Origin of the sequence: Rhizobium aethiopicum (assembly GCF_014197535.1) — a bacterium.
Classification (GTDB): Bacteria; Pseudomonadota; Alphaproteobacteria; order Rhizobiales; family Rhizobiaceae; genus Rhizobium; species Rhizobium aethiopicum_A.
In genome coordinates this window covers 97399-114985 of the sequence record NZ_JACIFV010000004.1, presented here as the reverse complement: position 1 = coordinate 114985, position 17587 = coordinate 97399, and the positions used below count along the sequence as shown (strand labels likewise).

General features: G+C 61.8%; 18 protein-coding genes. 7 read left to right on the top strand and 11 right to left on the bottom strand.

The features are described 5' to 3' along the window. Nucleotides 1-25: 25 nt before the first annotated feature. From GGD53_RS07930 to odc2, 4 genes are all read right to left on the bottom strand, one after another. The gene (locus tag GGD53_RS07930) at nt 26-1180 is read right to left on the bottom strand and encodes a GGDEF domain-containing protein (protein ID WP_184454940.1); all 1155 of its coding nucleotides are present in this window, start codon (nt 1178-1180) and stop codon (nt 26-28) included. A gap of 67 nt (nt 1181-1247) precedes the next feature. After that, complete coding sequence (locus tag GGD53_RS07925; protein ID WP_246717719.1) at nt 1248-1448, bottom strand: hypothetical protein; 201 nt, start codon at nt 1446-1448, stop codon at nt 1248-1250. Nucleotides 1449-1644: 196 nt separating this feature from the next. Next, nucleotides 1645-2235: a GNAT family N-acetyltransferase gene (locus GGD53_RS07920; protein ID WP_184454939.1), complete on the bottom strand. Its 591-nt coding sequence runs from the start codon at nt 2233-2235 to the stop codon at nt 1645-1647. Between the two features lie 95 nt (nt 2236-2330). After that, complete coding sequence (gene odc2, locus GGD53_RS07915) at nt 2331-3464, bottom strand: ornithine/lysine decarboxylase (RefSeq protein WP_085860485.1); 1134 nt, start codon at nt 3462-3464, stop codon at nt 2331-2333. A gap of 531 nt (nt 3465-3995) precedes the next feature. On the opposite strand from odc2, the gene GGD53_RS07910 reads away from it, so the two are divergent. The 3 genes from GGD53_RS07910 (at nt 3996) to GGD53_RS07900 (ending at nt 6732) form a co-directional block, all read left to right on the top strand. Continuing rightward, on the top strand, nt 3996-4889 hold the full coding sequence (locus GGD53_RS07910) for a LysR family transcriptional regulator (RefSeq protein WP_064805022.1): 894 nt from the start codon (nt 3996-3998) through the stop codon (nt 4887-4889). 131 nt (nt 4890-5020) lie between these two features. Continuing rightward, on the top strand, nt 5021-5662 hold the full coding sequence (locus tag GGD53_RS07905; RefSeq protein ID WP_184454938.1) for a DUF1007 family protein: 642 nt from the start codon (nt 5021-5023) through the stop codon (nt 5660-5662). Next, nucleotides 5656-6732, top strand: a complete 1077-nt coding sequence (locus GGD53_RS07900) for a nickel/cobalt transporter (protein WP_184454937.1) — start codon at nt 5656-5658, stop codon at nt 6730-6732. Before GGD53_RS07905 ends, GGD53_RS07900 begins: the two co-directional genes overlap by 7 nt. 35 nt (nt 6733-6767) lie before the next feature. Here the strand turns inward: GGD53_RS07900 and GGD53_RS07895 are convergent, their stop codons facing one another. The 4 genes from GGD53_RS07895 to GGD53_RS07880 form a co-directional block, all read right to left on the bottom strand. Beyond that, a complete protein-coding gene (locus tag GGD53_RS07895; RefSeq protein ID WP_184454936.1) occupies nt 6768-6977 on the bottom strand; it encodes a hypothetical protein in 210 nt (69 codons plus the stop codon). Beyond that, entirely contained in the window at nt 6974-7669 is a 696-nt protein-coding gene (locus GGD53_RS07890; protein ID WP_184454935.1) for a GNAT family N-acetyltransferase, read from the bottom strand. Before GGD53_RS07890 ends, GGD53_RS07895 begins: the two co-directional genes overlap by 4 nt. Before the next feature lie 117 nt (nt 7670-7786). Then, a complete protein-coding gene (locus GGD53_RS07885) occupies nt 7787-8506 on the bottom strand; it encodes a tellurite resistance TerB family protein (RefSeq protein WP_184454934.1) in 720 nt (239 codons plus the stop codon). Between the two features lie 111 nt (nt 8507-8617). Continuing rightward, a complete protein-coding gene (locus GGD53_RS07880) occupies nt 8618-9256 on the bottom strand; it encodes a 2-dehydro-3-deoxy-phosphogluconate aldolase (protein ID WP_064805034.1) in 639 nt (212 codons plus the stop codon). A gap of 155 nt (nt 9257-9411) precedes the next feature. Between GGD53_RS07880 and GGD53_RS07875 the strand changes: the two genes are divergently transcribed. From GGD53_RS07875 to GGD53_RS07865, 3 genes are all read left to right on the top strand, one after another. Further along, nucleotides 9412-9900, top strand: a complete 489-nt coding sequence (locus GGD53_RS07875; protein ID WP_184454933.1) for a CYTH domain-containing protein — start codon at nt 9412-9414, stop codon at nt 9898-9900. Then, nucleotides 9878-10786: a CHAD domain-containing protein gene (locus GGD53_RS07870; protein WP_184454932.1), complete on the top strand. Its 909-nt coding sequence runs from the start codon at nt 9878-9880 to the stop codon at nt 10784-10786. The genes GGD53_RS07875 and GGD53_RS07870 overlap by 23 nt, the downstream gene beginning before the upstream one ends. Nucleotides 10787-10872: 86 nt before the next feature. Next, nucleotides 10873-11802 carry a rhodanese-related sulfurtransferase gene (locus tag GGD53_RS07865; protein ID WP_184454931.1) on the top strand — a complete coding sequence of 310 codons (930 nt, stop codon included), beginning with the start codon at nt 10873-10875 and terminating at the stop codon, nt 11800-11802. A 27-nt stretch (nt 11803-11829) separates the two neighbouring features. On the opposite strand, the gene GGD53_RS07860 is transcribed toward GGD53_RS07865, so the two are convergent. Beyond that, complete coding sequence (locus GGD53_RS07860; RefSeq protein ID WP_184454930.1) at nt 11830-14043, bottom strand: bifunctional diguanylate cyclase/phosphodiesterase; 2214 nt, start codon at nt 14041-14043, stop codon at nt 11830-11832. 97 nt (nt 14044-14140) lie between these two features. Further along, the gene (locus tag GGD53_RS07855) at nt 14141-15517 is read right to left on the bottom strand and encodes a GH1 family beta-glucosidase (protein ID WP_184454929.1); all 1377 of its coding nucleotides are present in this window, start codon (nt 15515-15517) and stop codon (nt 14141-14143) included. A gap of 266 nt (nt 15518-15783) precedes the next feature. Between GGD53_RS07855 and GGD53_RS07850 the strand changes: the two genes are divergently transcribed. Next, nucleotides 15784-16185, top strand: a complete 402-nt coding sequence (locus tag GGD53_RS07850; protein ID WP_184454928.1) for a DoxX family protein — start codon at nt 15784-15786, stop codon at nt 16183-16185. Between the two features lie 81 nt (nt 16186-16266). Here the strand turns inward: GGD53_RS07850 and GGD53_RS07845 are convergent, their stop codons facing one another. Then, nucleotides 16267-17454, bottom strand: coding sequence for a Gfo/Idh/MocA family protein (locus tag GGD53_RS07845; RefSeq protein ID WP_184454927.1), 1188 nt, complete (start codon nt 17452-17454; stop codon nt 16267-16269). Nucleotides 17455-17587: the final 133 nt, after the last annotated feature.

Here is a 17587-nt window from a genome sequence, read left to right as displayed (position 1 = left end):
ATCCCTACAGGGTCGCGCCCATGCGCTATGCCGCTTGCTGGTTTTCCCAAAAGGCTTCGACGCGATTTCGGCCTTCGCGCTTCGAGCGATAGAGCGCCTCATCGGCCTTGTGCAAGAGCCGTTCGAAATCTCCGCCGCCTCTCCGCGTGGCGACGCCGATGCTGAGCGTCGGAAAGACGGCGAGATCCGGCCGCTGCATGGCGGCGGCGGCGAAGTCGAGACGAATGCGCTCGGCAATCGCCATCGCATCTTCCTGTGAGATGTTTTTCAGCACCGCCAGGAACTCGTCCCCGCCTTGGCGGGCGAGCAGATCGCTTGAGCGCATGACACCCTTGGAAATGCTGGCAAAAAGCCGCAGGATGTCGTCGCCGGCGGCGTGGCCGTGCCTGTCGTTCAGCTGCTTGAAATGATCGATGTCGATGATCAGCAGTGATATCGGCTGGGAAGCGAGAGCGGGTAAATGCTGGGCAAGGCCGCCCCGATTGAGCGCGCCGGTCAGCGGATCGTGATGGGCGAGTTCGGTCAGTTGATTGCGGCTGCGCTCGGCCGCCATCAGCACCATGGCCATGCTGCGCAGCATGATGAAAGCCACCGCCGATACCGCCATCCAGCTATGAACCACGCTGCCGCCGAATGGATCCGGCCCGCCGATCTCGCCGGTTGCCGCGAGCATGCTGCGCACCGCAAAGATCATGGCGGTGCAGACATAGAGGCCGACCAGCAGACCGGCTGAATAGAGTTTCTCGCGGCGGACGATGCTGATCGCCTCCCTTGCGACCGCAAGATCGCAAAGGCAGCAGATGACGGAGACGTAGAGGAGCCTTGCCGAGACCGCTGCGGGATCGCTGACGATCAGCACGACAGGCACGCTGACGAGAACGATGGCAAGCCAGAAAATGCGCTGGTCGAAAACCCGCCCCGAAAAGGTGCGCACGGCAAAAAACATCAGCATATAGCCGATGATGGTGACGATGTTACCGCCGTCGACCGAAACCGCATAGGGAACGAGATTGCGCAGCGCGACGAGGAAGGAACCGACACCGACGAAGAGGTTGCTCAAGCCCCACCAAAGCGGCCACCTCTCGAAGCGCCCGGTCGCATAGGCTGCGAGCTGGAGAATGCCCAGCACGAAGCAGCTTACGGCAACAATGAAATAGATCGTCCTGAGATCCAGTAGCATGGCGCTTTTCCGAGGTTCTGGTGGCGGAACCTACAGCAAGCATTTTGCGGTTTGATTGGAGCCTTCGTTAAGAATTGAACGATCGGCGGTTTTCCCTGCCGGCGCTGCGGTCAAGCCCCCCGCACAGTGCCGGATCGCTCGCCGCTTCGTCGAGCCGCGGACCAAGCCCGGCGGCGGACGCCGTGCTCTGGGCGGACGCCAGGCCCGTCGCGCCAAACGGCAGGCAGAAAAAAAGCAGAAGGGAAAAAATCCGGATCATGCGGCGCATGATAGGATCGCCGCAGCATCTTCGTGTGCCCATGGCACTTTTCACGCGATCGTGTCTGCTGGTGAGCCGCTACCTGCGCTCATCCTCTGCTGGAAAGACAATCCGCGCCGCAATCAGGTCAGGCCCGCCTGCCTGCGTGATCAGCGGCGCGGATACCGGCGGGAAAGTTCCCTATCACCACCGGTGGGCGCGCAGCTCAAGCTGCGCGGCGAACCGGCGCGCTGGTCAGCATGCGTCCCGAGGGGACAATCATGCCGGCCGCGCCGTCGAGCCAGCCTTCGGTGAGCTCAAGCGCGAGAAAGCGCGAACGTTCGAACGGACCCGGCATGACAAGATGGCGAGCCTTTTCGGCGAAGAGGCCGAAACGCTCGTAGTAGGCGGCATCGCCGACGAGCAGGACGGCGCCATGCCCGCGGTTCTTCGCCTCGAGGATCGCCGCGCGCATCAGGGCCGAGCCGACGCCCTTGCCGCCATGACGGCAATCGACGGCCAGCGGACCAAGCAGCAGCGCGTTGATCGGCGTGCCTTCGGCGTTGACGCCGGCCTCGACGTTCCAGAGCCGCACCGTGCCGATCAGATGGCCAGCGCGGTCACGCGCGACCAGCGCAAGTCCTTCGGCCGGAATACGGTTGCGGCGGATTTTCTCCGACGACTTCTTGCGGCGGTCAGTGCCCATGACGCGATCGAGCAGGTTTTCACGCGCGACGACATCCGACGGATTTTCGGCGTCGATGGTGAAAATGGAGGGCGCAAAGAATGCGCGGACAGAATCAAGAACAGCGGCCATCGTGGCCTCCCGCACTCAAAACCGTTTCAGACGGTGACTTCGGAGAATTGTGGATTGCCGCCCCGGCTGGTTCCGGGGCGAGCAGAAACAAGACCTTAGATGACGTAGGCCTTCAGCGGCTCGAAGCCGTTGAAAGCGACTGCCGAGTAGGTCGTCGTATAGGCGCCGGTGCCTTCGATCAGGACCTCGTCGCCGATCGTCAGAGACAGCGGCAGCGGATAGAGGTTCTTTTCATACAGCACGTCGGCCGAGTCGCAGGTCGGGCCGGCGATCACGCAGGGCTCCATCTCGTCGCCGTCGCGCTCGGTGCGGATCGGGTAACGGATGGCCTCGTCCATGGTTTCGGCGAGACCGCCGAACTTGCCGATGTCGAGGAAGACCCAGCGGGCGTCGTCATTGTCCGACTTCTTGGAGATCAGCACGACTTCCGCCTTGATGACACCGGCATTGCCGACCATGCCGCGACCCGGCTCGATGATCGTCTGCGGGATCTGGTTGCCGAAATGCGTGCGCAGCGCCTGGTAGATCGACTTGCCGTAAGCTTCCGCGGACGGAACGTCGCGCAGATACTTGGTCGGGAAGCCGCCGCCCATGTTGACCATCTGCAGGTGAATGCCCTGCTTGGCAAGCTGGACGAAGACACGCTTGGCATCGGCGAGAGCCGAATCCCAGGCATCGACCTTGGTCATCTGCGAGCCGACATGGAAGGAGACGCCGTAGGACTGCAGGCCGAGCTGATGAGCGTAGACGAGAACGTCGACGGCCATCTGCGGAACGCAGCCGAACTTGCGCGACAGCGGCCATTCGGCGCCTTCGCCATCGGTGAGCACGCGGCAGAAGACACGGGCGCCGGGAGCTGCACGCGAGATCTTCTCGACTTCCTCGTGGCTGTCGACCGCAAAGAGGCTGACGCCGAGCGCATGCGCGCGAGCGACATCACGCTCCTTCTTGATCGTGTTGCCATAGGAGATGCGGGCAGCGGTCGCACCGGCTTCGAGCGCCATTTCGATTTCGGCAACGGATGCGCAATCGAAATTGGAGCCGAGGTTGGCGAGCAGCTTCAGCACTTCCGGAGCCGGGTTGGCCTTGACGGCGTAGTAGATGGCGCTATCCGGCATGGCGTGACGGAAGGCGTGGAAATTGTCTCTGATGACATCGAGGTCAACCACAAGGCAGGGACCGTCGGGACGTCGGGTTGCGAGAAAGTCGCGGATGCGCTGGGTGGTCATATCAGTTCCCTCTTCCAATTCCAGAGCTCCGGCATGAACCGGAGGACAAAGGGCATACGAGAACTCGCATTGGAACCAGCCGGTGGAGACCCCGGAACCATAGCAAGCGCTCGATGCGCGGATAGTGAACCAACGCCGCGGACGCGGTGTAAGTTCGGCTTTGTCTGCCATGGATTGGAGGGAGAATCCCAACCGCACTTCCGGCAATGATGGTGTGCCTCTTCAGTAACCCCCGCTGATGGAAAGCAGGGAGAGAACAAAAAGGCCCGCACCGTCGTTGCTTCAGGCGTCCTCGCATTTTCCGGTTGGCCGGAATAGCGACTGGAGGGGTTAATTCCAGGTACCTTACCGATTTCCTCACCAATTCGAGGGCTCGGCGGACACCCATGGGCACGTGCGACTTTGGGCTGACTGGGAGATAAGAATATTCGCCTTCATAATCAAGCGATTTTTTGATCCTGTGGCCAAAAAAATAATTGAACAGGACGGGCCAATTTGTTCAATGTTCCGAAACAGTTCTAGGAACGCACCATGGATACTTTGACGCGCATACGCGCCTTCATCGATGTCGTCGAGGCTGAGGGCTTTTCCGCCGCCGCCCGGCGCACCGGCCGCTCGAAGGCGCTGCTGTCCAAATATGTGCGCGAACTGGAAGACGAGCTCGGAGCGTTGCTGCTCAACCGCACCACCCGGCAGTTCTCCATGACGGAGGCTGGCCACACCTATTATCGCAGCGCCTCCGATATTTTGAAGGAGATCGACAACCTTGCCGATCTCGTGCGCGAAAACAATGCACAGCTGAAGGGCCGTTTGCGCGTCTCCGTTCCCCGCACCTTCGTCGACGCCGACGTCGGCCAGTCGCTGATCGATTTCGCCGGCGAGAACCCGGACCTTTCGCTGGAGATCGCCGCCGATGACCGGTTCGTCGATCTGATTGAGGAAGGCTTTGACGTGGCGATCCGCATCAGCAAGCTCGAAGATTCCGGCATGATCGCCCGCAAGATCTCCGATTTCCGCGTCCATCTCTGCGCCACCCCGGACTTTCTCGAGCGCCATCCCGATCTCGAGCATCCAAGCGACATTTCCAATCTTCCTTTTATCGTCGATACCAATTCACGCACCCAGGGCAGCATCCGCTTCCACAATCCGGACAACACAACCTTCGCCGTCGCCGTCTCGGGACCGATCGAGGTCAACAGCCCGCACGCGACGCTACGCGCTGCCCTCGCCGGCATCGGCATCGCCCTCATTCCTGATTTCATCGCCCGCAAGCCGATCGAAAGCGGCGAGCTGGTGACGCTGTTTAACGATTACATTCCGACCGACCGCGGCATCTATGCCGTCTACCCGCACCGGCGCTACCTGCCGGCCAAGGTGAGGATCTTTGTCGATTACCTGCACAACTGGTTCAAAAAGCATCCGTGAGATCTGCACGGCAAGACCGGTCCGGTCGGACGATGGAGCGGTGCCGATCGGGATTCAAACGACAAGCCGGTCCCAATTCCGTCCCAATTTCTGGCAAGAACTCGGGTCGAGCGAATAAGGCAGCGAGACGCATGAACAAATCCATACCATTGATCGCCGCGCTTCTTTCGCTGGCGCCGGCCGCCGCCTTTGCGCACCCGCACATCTTCGTGGAAGCGCGGCTCGAAGTCGTGGCCGGCGCTAACGGCAGTGTCGAGGAACTGCGCAATGTCTGGCGCTTCGACGAGGTCTTTTCCTCCTCGGTCGTCATGGATTTCGACAAGAACACCGATCTGAAGTTGGAGCCGAACGAACTCGCGCAGGTCGGCAAAACGGTGAAGCAATCGCTTGCCGATTACGATTATTACATGAACCTGACGATCAACGGGAAGAGCATCACCGTCCAGCAGCCGGATATCATCCATGTCGACTATAAGAACGGCCAGCTCCTGATGTTCTTTGCGGTCAAGCCGGCTGAGAAGATGCCGCTCAAGGGCAGGCTTACCTTCGGCGTCTACGATCCGACGCTCTATACGTCGATCGATTTCCCCACAGACAACGAGCTGGCAACGGTGGGCGACGGCTTCAAGGCCTGCAAGCACCAGGTGGTAAGGCCGGATGCCGACGAGGTGATCTCGCAAAACAAGCAGTCGCTGACGGACGCCTTCTTCAATGACCCCACCGGCACCAACATGTCCAAACTCTTCGCCACACGGCTGGAGGTCACATGCTGATAAAACGCCCGTCTCTCGTCCTTTCCGCAGCACTGCTCGCGCTCCTGACGGCGGCAAGCCTCGCCCAGGCGCAATCGCCGCTCGGCATCGGCACGGCCGAACCGAGTTTTCAACCGACGGGCGGGCCTCTCGCGCCGCTTTTGCTCTACGTGAACTACGAACAGCAGGCCTTCTATCGGGCACTGACCGGTGCGTTGAAGGGAATGCGGGAGGATCCGTGGCAGCTGACATCGCTGGTCGGCCTTTCCTTCGCCTACGGCGTCTTCCATGCCGCCGGCCCCGGCCACGGCAAGGCGGTCATCTCCTCCTACATGATCGCCAACGAGGTCGAGCTGAAGCGCGGCGTGGTTATTTCCTTCATTTCGGCTTTCATCCAGGGCGTCGTCGCTGTGGCGCTGGTCGCCGGCGCCTGGCTGGTGCTGCGCGGCACCGGCATTACGCTGACGACAGCCACTCATGCCATGGAAATCATAAGCTTCGTCATGGTCATCCTCTTCGGCGGCTGGCTGCTGTTCCGCAAACTGCGTTCGATGGCAAGCCATCTGCCGCGCCGCCGGCTGGTGGCGACGTCGGCCGGTCCGGTGTCTATGATGCTGGATTGGAAGAATAACGCAGCCGAACGCCAGGCCTATGCCTTCAACGGCAAGGCGCAGGCCGTGAAGGCCGGCCACAGCTTCGTTCCCGGCATGGTCTGCGAGACCTGCGGCAATACGCACGCTCCTGATCCGGCCCTGCTCGCCGGCGACAGGTTCAGCGCTCGAGAGGCCTGGTCGGCGATCGTAGCGGTCGGCCTTCGACCCTGCTCCGGGGCTTTGCTTGTCATGACTTTCTCGCTGCTGAACGGCCTCTATCTCGGCGGCGCGCTTTCGGTCGCCGCCATGTCGCTCGGCACGGCGATCACGGTTTCGGTGCTCGCGACGCTTGCCGTCACCGCCAAAGGTGCGGCGGTCCGTCTCTCCGGACGCGGCTCGACGGCTTCGGTCTGGGTCGGCAACGCCATTGAAATCGCCGGCGCCCTGCTCGTCATCCTGATGGGCGCCGTCCTGCTCGGAGCTTCGCTGCAAGGCTAGACACCCTCAGGGCTCCGTGCCCGGACGCCCCTAGACTACTGTCTATCTCTGCGACGCTGGTAGCGCGCCCGCAGCCAGAAGACGGCAAAAAACGCCATGATCAAGCAGATGCCGACGAGGATCCCCAGCGTCGGCGAGAAATTGCCGATCCAGAGAACGATGGTCGGCATAAAATAAAGGACGAGGCCGGCGCCGAGCAGGATGATAGCGGCGGCGATCGCCTGCGAGCGGCTTTCCGGGCTCACGCGAGCCTTTCCTTTTCCAGATCGGCACGAATATCCTGCAGGCGGCGGATCTGATTGCCGGCCGCGTCGAAATTTTCGGGCGAAAGCCAGCCCTCGAAAGCATCGTTGATCAGCGGCCATTCGGCGTCGATCATCGAGAACCAGGCGGTGTCGCGGTTGCGATGCTTGGAGATCATGTGCTGACGGAACACCCCTTCGAAGCTGAAGCCGTAGCGCAGTGCCGTCGTCTTGCTCGCCTCGTTCTTATTGTCGCATTTCCATTCGTAGCGGCGATAGCCGAGGTCCTCGAAAACATGCTTAGCCATCAGGTAGTGCGCTTCGGTGGACAGCGGTGAACGGCTCATCTCGCGACCATGAGCCACGCCGCCGATTTCGACGACGCCGTTTGCCGGGTCGGCGCGCATGTAGTTCGCCATGCCGACAACCTTGCCGGTGGCGTTGTCACGAAAGATATGGGTGAGCCACACGGATTTGGTGTAGACGTTTTCCAGCCAGTTGGCGAAGTCCTCGATGCCCGAGAAATCATCCTGCGAAAAATAAAGAAGCAGCGGGTTGATGCCCATCCCGCCGAGCCCGTCCCACAGCGCATCGAGATGTTCCTCGCGGCGATAGGGCTCGACGGTGACGAAACGGCCTTTCAGCGTAACCGGCTTCGGCGCCGGGCAGCCCTTGAAATTTGCAAGATCGCGCATCTTCACTCCCCTATTCCGGAGCCTTCCCCGGTTAAATTGACGAAAGCGTCAATTTAACCGGGGAAGGCTCCGGGAGTGGATAGGCCAGTCGCCCGATAAAGGCAACGGGCCTGGATGTCACTGTGACAAGGTCGTCTTGGCGGATGACACCGTCGCTTCGATATGGTCGACCAGCTGATCGGCGAGGCCAAGCCGCCCGGCGAGCAGATCGAGATAACCGCGCTCGGCGCGCGAATCAGGATCGATGGTCAGCCGCGAGGCAGTGTAGAGCTCGACGCGCTGTTCTTCCGTGACCGCCGCAGCCACGAGCGCGTCGATATCCGTCGGTGACGCAAGTTCGCCCTCGATGAAAGCGGCGGCCTCGCCGCTGACGTCAGCGGCCTTGATCTTGTCCATGATCAGGGCGCGTTCGGGATCGTCGATATGGCCGTCGGCCTTGGCTGCGGCGATCATCGCCCGGATCAGCACCAGCACGAATTCGTTGCTGCCGGCAGGCGATGCCGGCCCGAAACCGGATTCGACGGGCGGCGGCAGGAGCACCGGATTGTTTGCCGACGGCGCGTCCGAGGGGGCCGCGGGCGCTTGGCCCGCCTGATAGTTCTTGTAGGCCTGATAGCCAAGGCCGGCGATAGCGGCAAGACCACCGATCGCCAACGCATTGCCGGCAATACTGCGGCCGGTCTTGGTGCCGAGAAGCACGGCTGCGATCGCGCCGGTCTTCATCGGATTGTTCTTTGCCGTCTGTATGGCCTCGCCCCCCCTGTCGCGGACTGAACCGCCGAGACCCGGCACCTGCGAACCCAAGAACTGGTCGAGAAGCTTCTTTGCGTCGAACATTCCTCGTCGTCTCCCTGTTTGAGGCCGGAGGAGAACATAGGTTTGCGACGGCTGAAATACAAATATAGGGCGCGGGGTTGTGCCTGGCGCTCATACCCCGCCCATGCAACCTCAGGCCTTCAGAGCGGCGGCCTCCGCCGCAAGCTTGGTAATGCCAGCCCAGTCACCGGCTGCGACCAGTTCCTTCGGCGCAACCCACGAACCGCCGACACAGACCACGTTCGGCAGCGAAAGATAATCCCTGGCGTTCTTCAGCGAAATGCTGCCGGTCGGGCAGAACAGCGTGCCGGCGAGCGGCGAAGAGAGAGCCTTGAGATAAGCGGCGCCACCGGCCTGCTCGGCCGGAAAGAACTTCAGCACCTGATATCCTTCCTCACGCAGCGCCATGACTTCGCTGGCGGTCGCAGCTCCCGGAAGCAGCGGTACGTCGGAATCGGCGGCGGCATCAAGCAGCTCCTGCGTCGTGCCCGGGCTGACGATGAACTTCGAGCCGGCCTCGACGGCCGCTTCCCAATGGGCGGCATTCAGGATGGTGCCGGCGCCGACTTCGGCGCCCTCGACCTCGGCGGCCACGGCGCGCACGGCCTCGAGTGCCGCCGGCGTGCGCATGGTGATCTCGATTGCTTTCAGGCCGCCTGCGACGAGGGCGCGGGCCAGCGGCACCGCCGACCTGGCATCGTCAACGATCAGGACCGGAACGACCGGCTGGAGTTTCAGGATGGAAAGGAGCTTCTCTGTTTTCTCACCCATGGTCGCACGACCTCCTTGAAACGATTGAAATTTGCATCCCGAATAACGCCCTCGCCGAACCTTGTCGAGATAAAACCCGGCTGCGTGAGAAGATGGGTATGAAATGCCTGGGAATTGGTCTACCGTGCGGCAATCGTCACAAAAGGTTCACTGATATGGCGAAAGAGATCGAGCGGAAGTTTCTCGTACGCAGCGATGGATGGCGTTCCGCCGTCGAGACCAAGTCTGTCCTCAGGCAGGGTTACCTTGCCTCGATGGACGACCGTTCCGTCCGGGTCCGCATCCTCGACAGCAGGAAAGCGAGACTGACGATCAAGATCGGTCGCAGCGCCATCACCCGCGACGAATTCGAATACGATATTCCCGTCGCCGATGCCGAAGAGCTTTTGCAGAACGCGATCGGCATCGTCATCGAGAAAACCCGCTACCGCGTTCCCCATGAGGGCTTCGTCTGGGAGGTCGACGTCTTTGCCGGCGAGCATCGCGGGCTGGTGATTGCCGAAGTGGAGATGACGGCGGAAACCGACAAACCCGTCCTGCCCACCTGGCTTGGCCGCGAAGTGACCGGCGATTTCCGCTACTCCAACCAGGCCCTTGCCACAGAATACGGGCACGACAGGCATGGCCTATCGCATTCGGCCTGACGCCGATTTCACCGAGGCATTCCGGAGCACCGCGACCGAGCAGCTGGAAGGTGCCATTACCTTTCTCGAAGAGCGGCCGGACGGTGCGCACGAGGCGATCCATTCCTTCCGAAAAAACCTGAAGCGATTGCGCTCGCTCTACCGGCTCGTCGCGCGCGAGGTGCCGGATTTCCAGAAACAGGAAAATGCAAGGCTGCGCGATGCCGCGCGTTCGCTTTCGGCAATCCGCGACGCTGCCGCGCTCATCGGCACCGCCCAATATCTGCAGCATTCAGCCCGCGGGAAAGAGGAAAGCGAGGCGCTCGGCCGGATCGTCACCATTCTCGAGGGGCGCCGCGACTGGATGGCGGAGGCCGAGAGCGGCCTGCAGCAGCGGCTGATGGAAACCCCAGGCGTGCTGAAGGAGGCAATCGCGGCTTTGGATGGCATTTCCTTCGATGGCAGCCACCGCAAGAACGCCCGCATGCTGGCGAAGAGCTGGCGTCGCACCGCGCGCAAGGCCAAGGCTGCGCTTGCCAGGTGCCACGGCGATGCATCGGCCGGGGATTTCCATGATCTGCGCAAACGCACCTATGATTATCGGCTCTACCACGCTCTTTTGCGCGACATCTGGCCGGGCGCGATGAGGGCCAAGCGCGATGCGGCCAAGGAGCTCGTCGAGGATCTCGGCCACATCCATGACCTTGCCGTCCTCTGTGAGCTGGTCGAAGCCGAGCCGCAGCTCTTCACCCGCAACGACGATCTGGCGCATCTCCTCGACGCGATCATCTTCCGCCAGCAGGAAGACCGGCGGCAAGCCCTCCTCAAAGCCGAAACCGTCTTCACCGATGATCCCGACGAGGAATCGGAGCGTATCGAGCTTCTCTGGCTGACGGCTGCGAATTGAGCGATGGCAGGCGCGATCCTGAAGACGGTCGGCCGCCTGCGCGGAAGGCAATTGCGCGACCGGTCAATTTTCTGTATTTCCCGCCCATGACCGACAGCCTGACACACACCGGCCCGTTCCTCATAGCGGCGCTCTACCATTTCGTATCCGTGCCGCGCTTTGCCAGCCTGCAGGCCCCGCTGCAGGCGCTGTGCGAGGAAAACGGCGTCAAGGGAACGCTGCTTCTGGCGCATGAGGGCATCAACGGTACGATCGCGGGACCAGATGCCGGCATTCATGCCGTGCTCGCCTTCCTCAGTGCCCAGCCGGAATTTGCGCGCCTGGAGCACAAGGAAAGCCGCGCCTCGAAAATGCCCTTCCTGCGCATGAAGGTGAAGCTGAAGAAGGAAATCGTCACTATGGGCGTCGAGGACATCGATCCCAACAAGGTGGTCGGCACCTATGTCGCGCCCAAGGACTGGAATGCGCTGATCTCCGATCCCGATACGATCGTCATCGACACCCGCAACGACTATGAGACGGCAATCGGTATCTTCCGCGGCGCGCTCGACCCCAAGACCAAGACATTCCGCGAATTTCCGGATTGGGTGCGCCGGAATACGGGGCTGCACAACAAGCCGAAAGTCGCCATGTATTGCACCGGCGGCATACGCTGCGAGAAGGCCACTGCCTTCATGAAGGCCGAGGGTTTCGACGAGGTCTATCATCTGAAGGGCGGCATCCTGAAATATCTGGAGGAGGTGCCGCAGGAAGAAAGCCTCTGGGAGGGCGCCTGCTTCGTGTTCGATGAGCGTGTATCCGTCGAACACGGTTTGAAGGAAGGTGAGCACCGGCTGTGCCACGCCTGCCGCAACCCGATCACATCAGAGGAAATTGCCTCGCCGCTTTATGAGGAAGGCGTTTCCTGCAGCCACTGTTATCACACGCGGACAGAGGAAGACCGGCTGCGCTACCGTCAGCGGCAGCATCAGATCGCGCTGGCGAAAAAACGCGGCCAACGGCATATCGGCAGCTGATGAGCTCGCGCCCCGGGAATCTCGCCGTCAGGCCGCGCCGAGGCGGCGCCGGGTTGGCTGCTCCGCAGTACGAAGCTCGTTGAGCATCTCGGTAATTCGCTCGGCCGCCAGAGGCTTTCCGAACAAATAGCCCTGCAGACAGTCGCAGCCGAACAGGCGCATGGCGACCGCCTGCCCCTCGGTCTCTATGCCTTCCGCCGTCACCGGGATATCGAGCGAGCGGGCGAGCGCCACCGTCGCCTGCAGCATTTCGCGCTGGCGCTTGTCCTCGTTGACGCCCATGACCAGCGAGCGGTCGATCTTGATGCGGTCGAAGCCGAACTGCCTGAGATAACCGATCGAGGAGAAGCCGGAACCGAAGTCGTCGAGCGCCACCTTGACCCCCAACCCCTTCAGCCGTTCGATCGACTGGCGGGTACGCTGCGGATTCTGGATCATATAACCTTCGGTGATCTCGAGGGTGACGCGGCTGGCCTCGATCTCCGTCTGCTTCAACACGTAGCGCACATAGTCGGTGAAGGCGGGGTTGCGGAACTGGCCGGGCGAGACATTGACCGAGACATTCAGTTCCGGCCACTGCTTGGCCGTCTCGCAGGCCTTGCGCAGCACGAACAGGCCGAGTGATTCGATGAGGCCGCTGGTCTCGGCGATCGGAATGAACACCTCGGGCGAAACCGGGCCGTGCCCCGGACGGTTCCAGCGCACCAGCGCCTCGACGCCGGTTAGCGCATGCGTGCCCGCATCGACCAGTGGCTGATAGGCAAGCGTCAGGTCGCCGCTCTCGATGGCGATTCTGAGATCGAGCTCCAGTGCATTGCGCTGCTGCCGGTCCGCGTCCATCGACGGATCGTAAAGCGTCATGCGCGCACGGCCCGCCTCCTTCGCCTTATACATGGCAAGGTCGGAACGGCGCACCAGTTCCTCGCGATCGATTGCACCTGCAGGCGACATGGCGATGCCGATGCTGGCGCCGACGACGACGACACGGCGACCGATCTCCAGCGGCTCGACGAGAAAATCGAGGATCTGCTCGGAAAGCTGCAGGGCGGCGGCGTTCTCGCCATCGGAGAGAAAGGCGATCGCAAATTCATCCCCGCCGATGCGGGCGAGAACCGCACCTTGCGGGATCAATACTTTAAGGCCGGCCGCGACCGCGCGGATCAACTGGTCGCCGGTGCCGTGTCCATAGCTGTCATTGACTTCCTTGAAACCGTCGAGGTCGAGATAGAGGAGCAGCACGTTGCGTTTGCTCTGGCGCGCTTCGAGGACAAAACGATCGACGGCGAGCCCGAGGCCGTCGCGATTGGAAAGGCCGCTCAGCCTGTCGCGCAGCGCCTCTTCGCGCGCGCTGTTTTCCTCCGCCTTCAGGCGGCGGCCGGCCAACCAGCCGATGGCCAGCAGCACCACGAAGAAAAGCCCGACGAGACCGAGTGCCTGGATGACCATCGGCCGCACCTGCGCGTAGGCAATATTGCCGGGCGAGCGCGAATTCCAGACGAGCTTGCCGATCGTTACCCCCGTCGGATCATCGATCGACACGAGATATTCGGCCGCGAAACTCGGCGGCGTCAGCCTCAGTCCGCCGATCACATAGGTCTGGCCGAGTCCAGCCACCCTGTCGTCATCGAGATGCCGGGCGAAAATGAGATAACGGTGCTGGCCGGCGGGTGCATCAAGCGCGCCGGATTTCTTCCGCACCAATGCCACGCCGACAGCGGCAATGCCGCGTTTGGTGGTGATGAAACCAACCGCCTGCGGAGTATCGGCCGGGCCGGCCGCCTTCACCGCGTCGAGCAATTTCCAGAGCGACGGCGAGAAGAAATCCGCGAGCGGCTCCTCCATCGGCTTGCCGTCGCGATAGGCGATGATTGGATTCTTCGCATCATCGATCACAATCGCCATGTCGAACAGCGAGCTGTTGACCGACATTTCGCCGTAGTTGCTGACCGTCCATGCCATGCCATCGGGCGCATAGACGTTGGCGGCGGCGTCGTCCCAGGCGGCGTAATCGTCGAGAGTCGCACCGAGCTGATCCTCGAAGGTCTTCAACGCGCCGATCGTCGTTTCGCGCGAGCGCTCGTCATCAAGCACATTGGCGTTCTCAGCCACGCGTTCGATTGCCGTCAACACCATGATGGTGGCGACGGCAACGATGACAGCAAAGGAGAGCAGCACACCCGTGACGGTGATGTGACGGCCTATGCCCGATCCCCTGCCCTGCAATTTTTCGAGTATTTGCATTCCGGCTCCCTGACCAGCGGAGTTTGCCAGTCAAGGGTTCAGAAACGTTTAAGCAACCGCCTGTTGCAGCTTTCCGCCCATCTATTTTTTCAGTTTGCTATGCTGAGCGCGTGTGATTGCCTTTCGGAAATTCAGCAGCGAGTTCGCAATACCATTTGCCGCTCTTCTTCATCGTGCGCAACTGCGTCTCGTAATCGACGTGGACGAGACCGAAGCGCATGCGATAGCCTTCCGCCCATTCGAAGTTGTCCATCAGGCTCCAGGCAAAATAGCCGCGCATGGGGTAGCCGTCCTTGATGAGGTCGGCCACGACGTCGAGATGATCGCCGAGATAATCGAGGCGCATCGTATCATCGACCTCGCCCCCGACGACACCGGAATTGTCGCAGGCGCCGTTCTCGGTGATGTAGCATTCCGGCAGGTCATAGCGGCGATAGAGGTCCTCGACGAGGAGCTTCAATCCCGGCGCATAGATTTCCCAGCCGATATCGGTCTTGACGTCGCTCGCGGGCGGCGCTTTCACCGTCCAGGGGAAGTCGCCTTTTCGTTCGGCATCGTCGACGACGCGCTCGGGGGTGTAGTAATTCAGGCCCCACCAGTCGAGCTTCTGGCTGATCAGCTTCAGGTCCCCGTCCTCGATGAGGGGCATACGGTCACCGAGCGCTTCGATGAATTCTTTCGGATATTCGCCTTTGAAGACGGGATCGAAGAAGGCGCCGTTGTGGAACTGATGCGCCCGCTCTAGGGCGTCAAGATCGGCCGGGCTGTCCGAGCCGGGAATGATCGAAGCGGCGTTGAGCACGAGCCCGACCGGCACATTGGGAGCTTCCGAACGGATTGCCTCGACCCCGAGGCCATGGGCGAGGTTCATGTAATGCATGGCGTGAAGGGCAGCCTGCATATTGCGCTCACCCGGAGCATGGATGCCGTAAAGGTGGCTCAGCCAAACGATGCACCAGGGCTCGTTGAAGGTCGCCACCCTGTCGAGACGATCGCCGAGGCGGGTCATCACCGTCTTGGCGTAACGCTGAAAGGCATAAGCGGTCGAGCGCGCCGTCCAGCCGCCATCGCCCGCGAGCAGCAGAGGCAGGTCCCAATGGTAGAGCGTCGCGAAGGTCTTGATCCCGCGCGCCTTGCAGCCGTCGACCAGCCGATCGTAGAAATCGAGGCCCGCCTCGTTCACCGGGCCCGCGCCCTCGGGAATGATGCGCGGCCAGGCAATGGAAAAACGATAGGCTTCGACACCCATATCCTTGATGAGATCGAGGTCCTGCTCCAGGCGGTTATAGTGGTCGCAGGCAACGTCGCCGTTGTCGCGATTGTAGACGCGGCCGGGCATGTTGCAGAAAGCATCCCAGATGGACGGCTTGCGGCCATCGGCCTTGCCGGCGCCTTCGATCTGGAAGGCGGCGGTGGCAACGCCGAAGGTGAAATCACCGGGAAAGCGGCCTGCAAGCGTCTTCGCATCGATCATCTGTAAAACCTGTCTCTCAGCATCTGAATTGACCGTGGGGCTCGGATTTAGCCAAGCCGGTAAGCAAAGTACAGGCCCGGCAGCAGAAAAACTGCAACGTTACAGTATAGGCTATCGAGCGGCAGCGACTGCGCAGGCCAGCCGCCTCGACCTGCCGCGTTTTTCGCCTCCGATTGCTCTCATAACGCGAATGTCAGCAGTCGTGATTTGCTCCAGGGCGATGATCACTACACAGCGGAGACATTCGCAAGCATGAAAGGAATCCCATGCTGTCTTCGATCTATCTGCTGCAGCCGCATCTGCTGAGCCTGCTGCGCATCGTCTCGTCGCTCGTGCTTTTCAGCTACGGAACGCAGAAGATTTTGCACTTTCCGGCCGCGGCAAGCGTGCCGCCGATGGGCTCGCTCTCCTGGATTGCCGGATTGATCGAACTCACTCTCGGCTTCCTCGTTCTGGTGGGATTCCAGACGCGCATCGCAGCCTTCGTGCTCTCGGGCCTGATGGCTTTCGCCTATTTCATCGGCCATGCCGGAAAGAGCTTTTATCCCGCGCAGAACGGCGGCGTCGCCGCGATCCTGTTCTGCTTCGTGTTTCTCTATTTGGTGGCGGCAGGCGCCGGGCCGCTCAGCGTCGACGCGCTCATGAAGCGCAACCGCGCTGCGGCCTGACACATGGCGGACAACCGAGGCGGCAAGACTGCCTCGGCATTTCTTGCGGTCCGCGCCATCTGAGGCGCCGATTGCCAAAGCTTAGAGTTTCACCCAAGCGCCGTTCTTCTTGGACGAGGCAACGCAGGCCTCGACGAAGGCCACGCCCTTCACGCCGTCGTCGACTGTCGGGTAGACCACTGCCTTGTCCACGTCCTTGCCCTTCTTGCGGGCGTTGATCGCATGCGCAGCTTCCGTATAAATCGTCGCGAACGCCTCGAGGTAACCTTCCGGATGCCCCGACGGCACGCGCGAGACACGACCGGCCGCTGCGCCGGCGCCGGCGCCGCCGCGGGTGATCAGCCGCTTCGGCTCGCCGAACGGCGTGTACCAGAGGTAGTTCGGGTCCTTCTGGGTCCATTCCAGGCCGCCCTTGGTGCCGTAAACGCGGACCATCAGGCCGTTTTCATGGCCGGGCGCCACCTGGCTGCACCAGAGCATGCCCTTGGCCGACTTCTCCGAACCCTTCGCCTTGAAGCGCAGCATGACATGGGCATTATCATCCAGCCGGCGGCCGGGAACGAAACTGTCGAGATCGGCGGCCAGGCTGTCGAGTTCCAGCCCGGTGATGAAGGAGGCGAGATTATACGCATGCGTGCCGATATCGCCTGTGGACCCGCCGACGCCGGACTGCGCCGGATCGGTGCGCCAGGCAGCCTGTTTCTGGCCGGTCTGCTCGACCGCTTCCGTCAGCCAATCCTGCGGATATTCGGCCTGGACCACTCTGATATCGCCAAGTTCGCCGTTCGCGATCATCTCGCGCGCCTGACGAACCATCGGATAGCCGGTGTAATTATGCGTCAACACGAACAGGGCGCCGCTCTCGTCGGCCACCTTTTTCAGCTTCTTCGCATCGGCAAGGATCGATGTCAGCGGCTTGTCGCAGATGACATGGATGCCGCGTTTCAGAAATTCCTTGGCCGCGTCGTAATGCACGTGGTTCGGGGTGACGATCGCCACTGCCTCGATGCCGTTCTTCAGCTTCGCCTCACGGATCGCCATCTCGCGGTAGCAGGAATAGATCCGCGACGGGTCGAGGCCAAGATCGCGGCCGGACTGAACCGCCTTCTCAGGCGTCGACGACAGCGCGCCGGCAATAAGATCGTACTGATCGTCGATGCGCGCCGCAATGCGGTGCACCGCACCGATGAACGCGCCCGCGCCGCCGCCCACCATGCCAAGCCGGATGCGCGGCTCGCGGGTCTGTTCCGATGAAGCTTCGATTGCCATTGATTCCTCCTGAAATTGAACCTGGTGCGGATGCGCGCCCCTCATCCGGCTGCCGCCACCTTCTCCCCGCTCGCGGGGAGAAGGCATATGCGGCGACGTCGATGCCAACTCCGTCGCCCGGTGTGGCAAATCC

Bases quoted from the DNA above. Each gene is read 5' to 3' on its own strand.
- GGD53_RS07850 (WP_184454928.1), top strand. From the start codon at position 15,784: ATGCTGTCTTCGATCTATCTGCTGCAGCCGCATCTGCTGAGCCTGCTG.
- GGD53_RS07910 (WP_064805022.1), top strand. From the start codon at position 3,996: ATGGATACTTTGACGCGCATACGCGCCTTCATCGATGTCGTCGAGGCT.
- GGD53_RS07860 (WP_184454930.1), bottom strand. From the start codon at position 14,043: ATGCAAATACTCGAAAAATTGCAGGGCAGGGGATCGGGCATAGGCCGT.
- GGD53_RS07890 (WP_184454935.1), bottom strand. From the start codon at position 7,669: ATGCGCGATCTTGCAAATTTCAAGGGCTGCCCGGCGCCGAAGCCGGTT.
- GGD53_RS07925 (WP_246717719.1), bottom strand. From the start codon at position 1,448: ATGCGCCGCATGATCCGGATTTTTTCCCTTCTGCTTTTTTTCTGCCTG.
- GGD53_RS07880 (WP_064805034.1), bottom strand. From the start codon at position 9,256: ATGGGTGAGAAAACAGAGAAGCTCCTTTCCATCCTGAAACTCCAGCCG.
- GGD53_RS07875 (WP_184454933.1), top strand. From the start codon at position 9,412: ATGGCGAAAGAGATCGAGCGGAAGTTTCTCGTACGCAGCGATGGATGG.
- GGD53_RS07905 (WP_184454938.1), top strand. From the start codon at position 5,021: ATGAACAAATCCATACCATTGATCGCCGCGCTTCTTTCGCTGGCGCCG.
- GGD53_RS07845 (WP_184454927.1), bottom strand. From the start codon at position 17,454: ATGGCAATCGAAGCTTCATCGGAACAGACCCGCGAGCCGCGCATCCGG.
- GGD53_RS07865 (WP_184454931.1), top strand. From the start codon at position 10,873: ATGACCGACAGCCTGACACACACCGGCCCGTTCCTCATAGCGGCGCTC.
- GGD53_RS07870 (WP_184454932.1), top strand. From the start codon at position 9,878: ATGGCCTATCGCATTCGGCCTGACGCCGATTTCACCGAGGCATTCCGG.
- GGD53_RS07900 (WP_184454937.1), top strand. From the start codon at position 5,656: ATGCTGATAAAACGCCCGTCTCTCGTCCTTTCCGCAGCACTGCTCGCG.
- GGD53_RS07930 (WP_184454940.1), bottom strand. From the start codon at position 1,180: ATGCTACTGGATCTCAGGACGATCTATTTCATTGTTGCCGTAAGCTGC.
- odc2 (WP_085860485.1), bottom strand. From the start codon at position 3,464: ATGACCACCCAGCGCATCCGCGACTTTCTCGCAACCCGACGTCCCGAC.
- GGD53_RS07885 (WP_184454934.1), bottom strand. From the start codon at position 8,506: ATGTTCGACGCAAAGAAGCTTCTCGACCAGTTCTTGGGTTCGCAGGTG.
- GGD53_RS07855 (WP_184454929.1), bottom strand. From the start codon at position 15,517: ATGATCGATGCGAAGACGCTTGCAGGCCGCTTTCCCGGTGATTTCACC.
- GGD53_RS07920 (WP_184454939.1), bottom strand. From the start codon at position 2,235: ATGGCCGCTGTTCTTGATTCTGTCCGCGCATTCTTTGCGCCCTCCATT.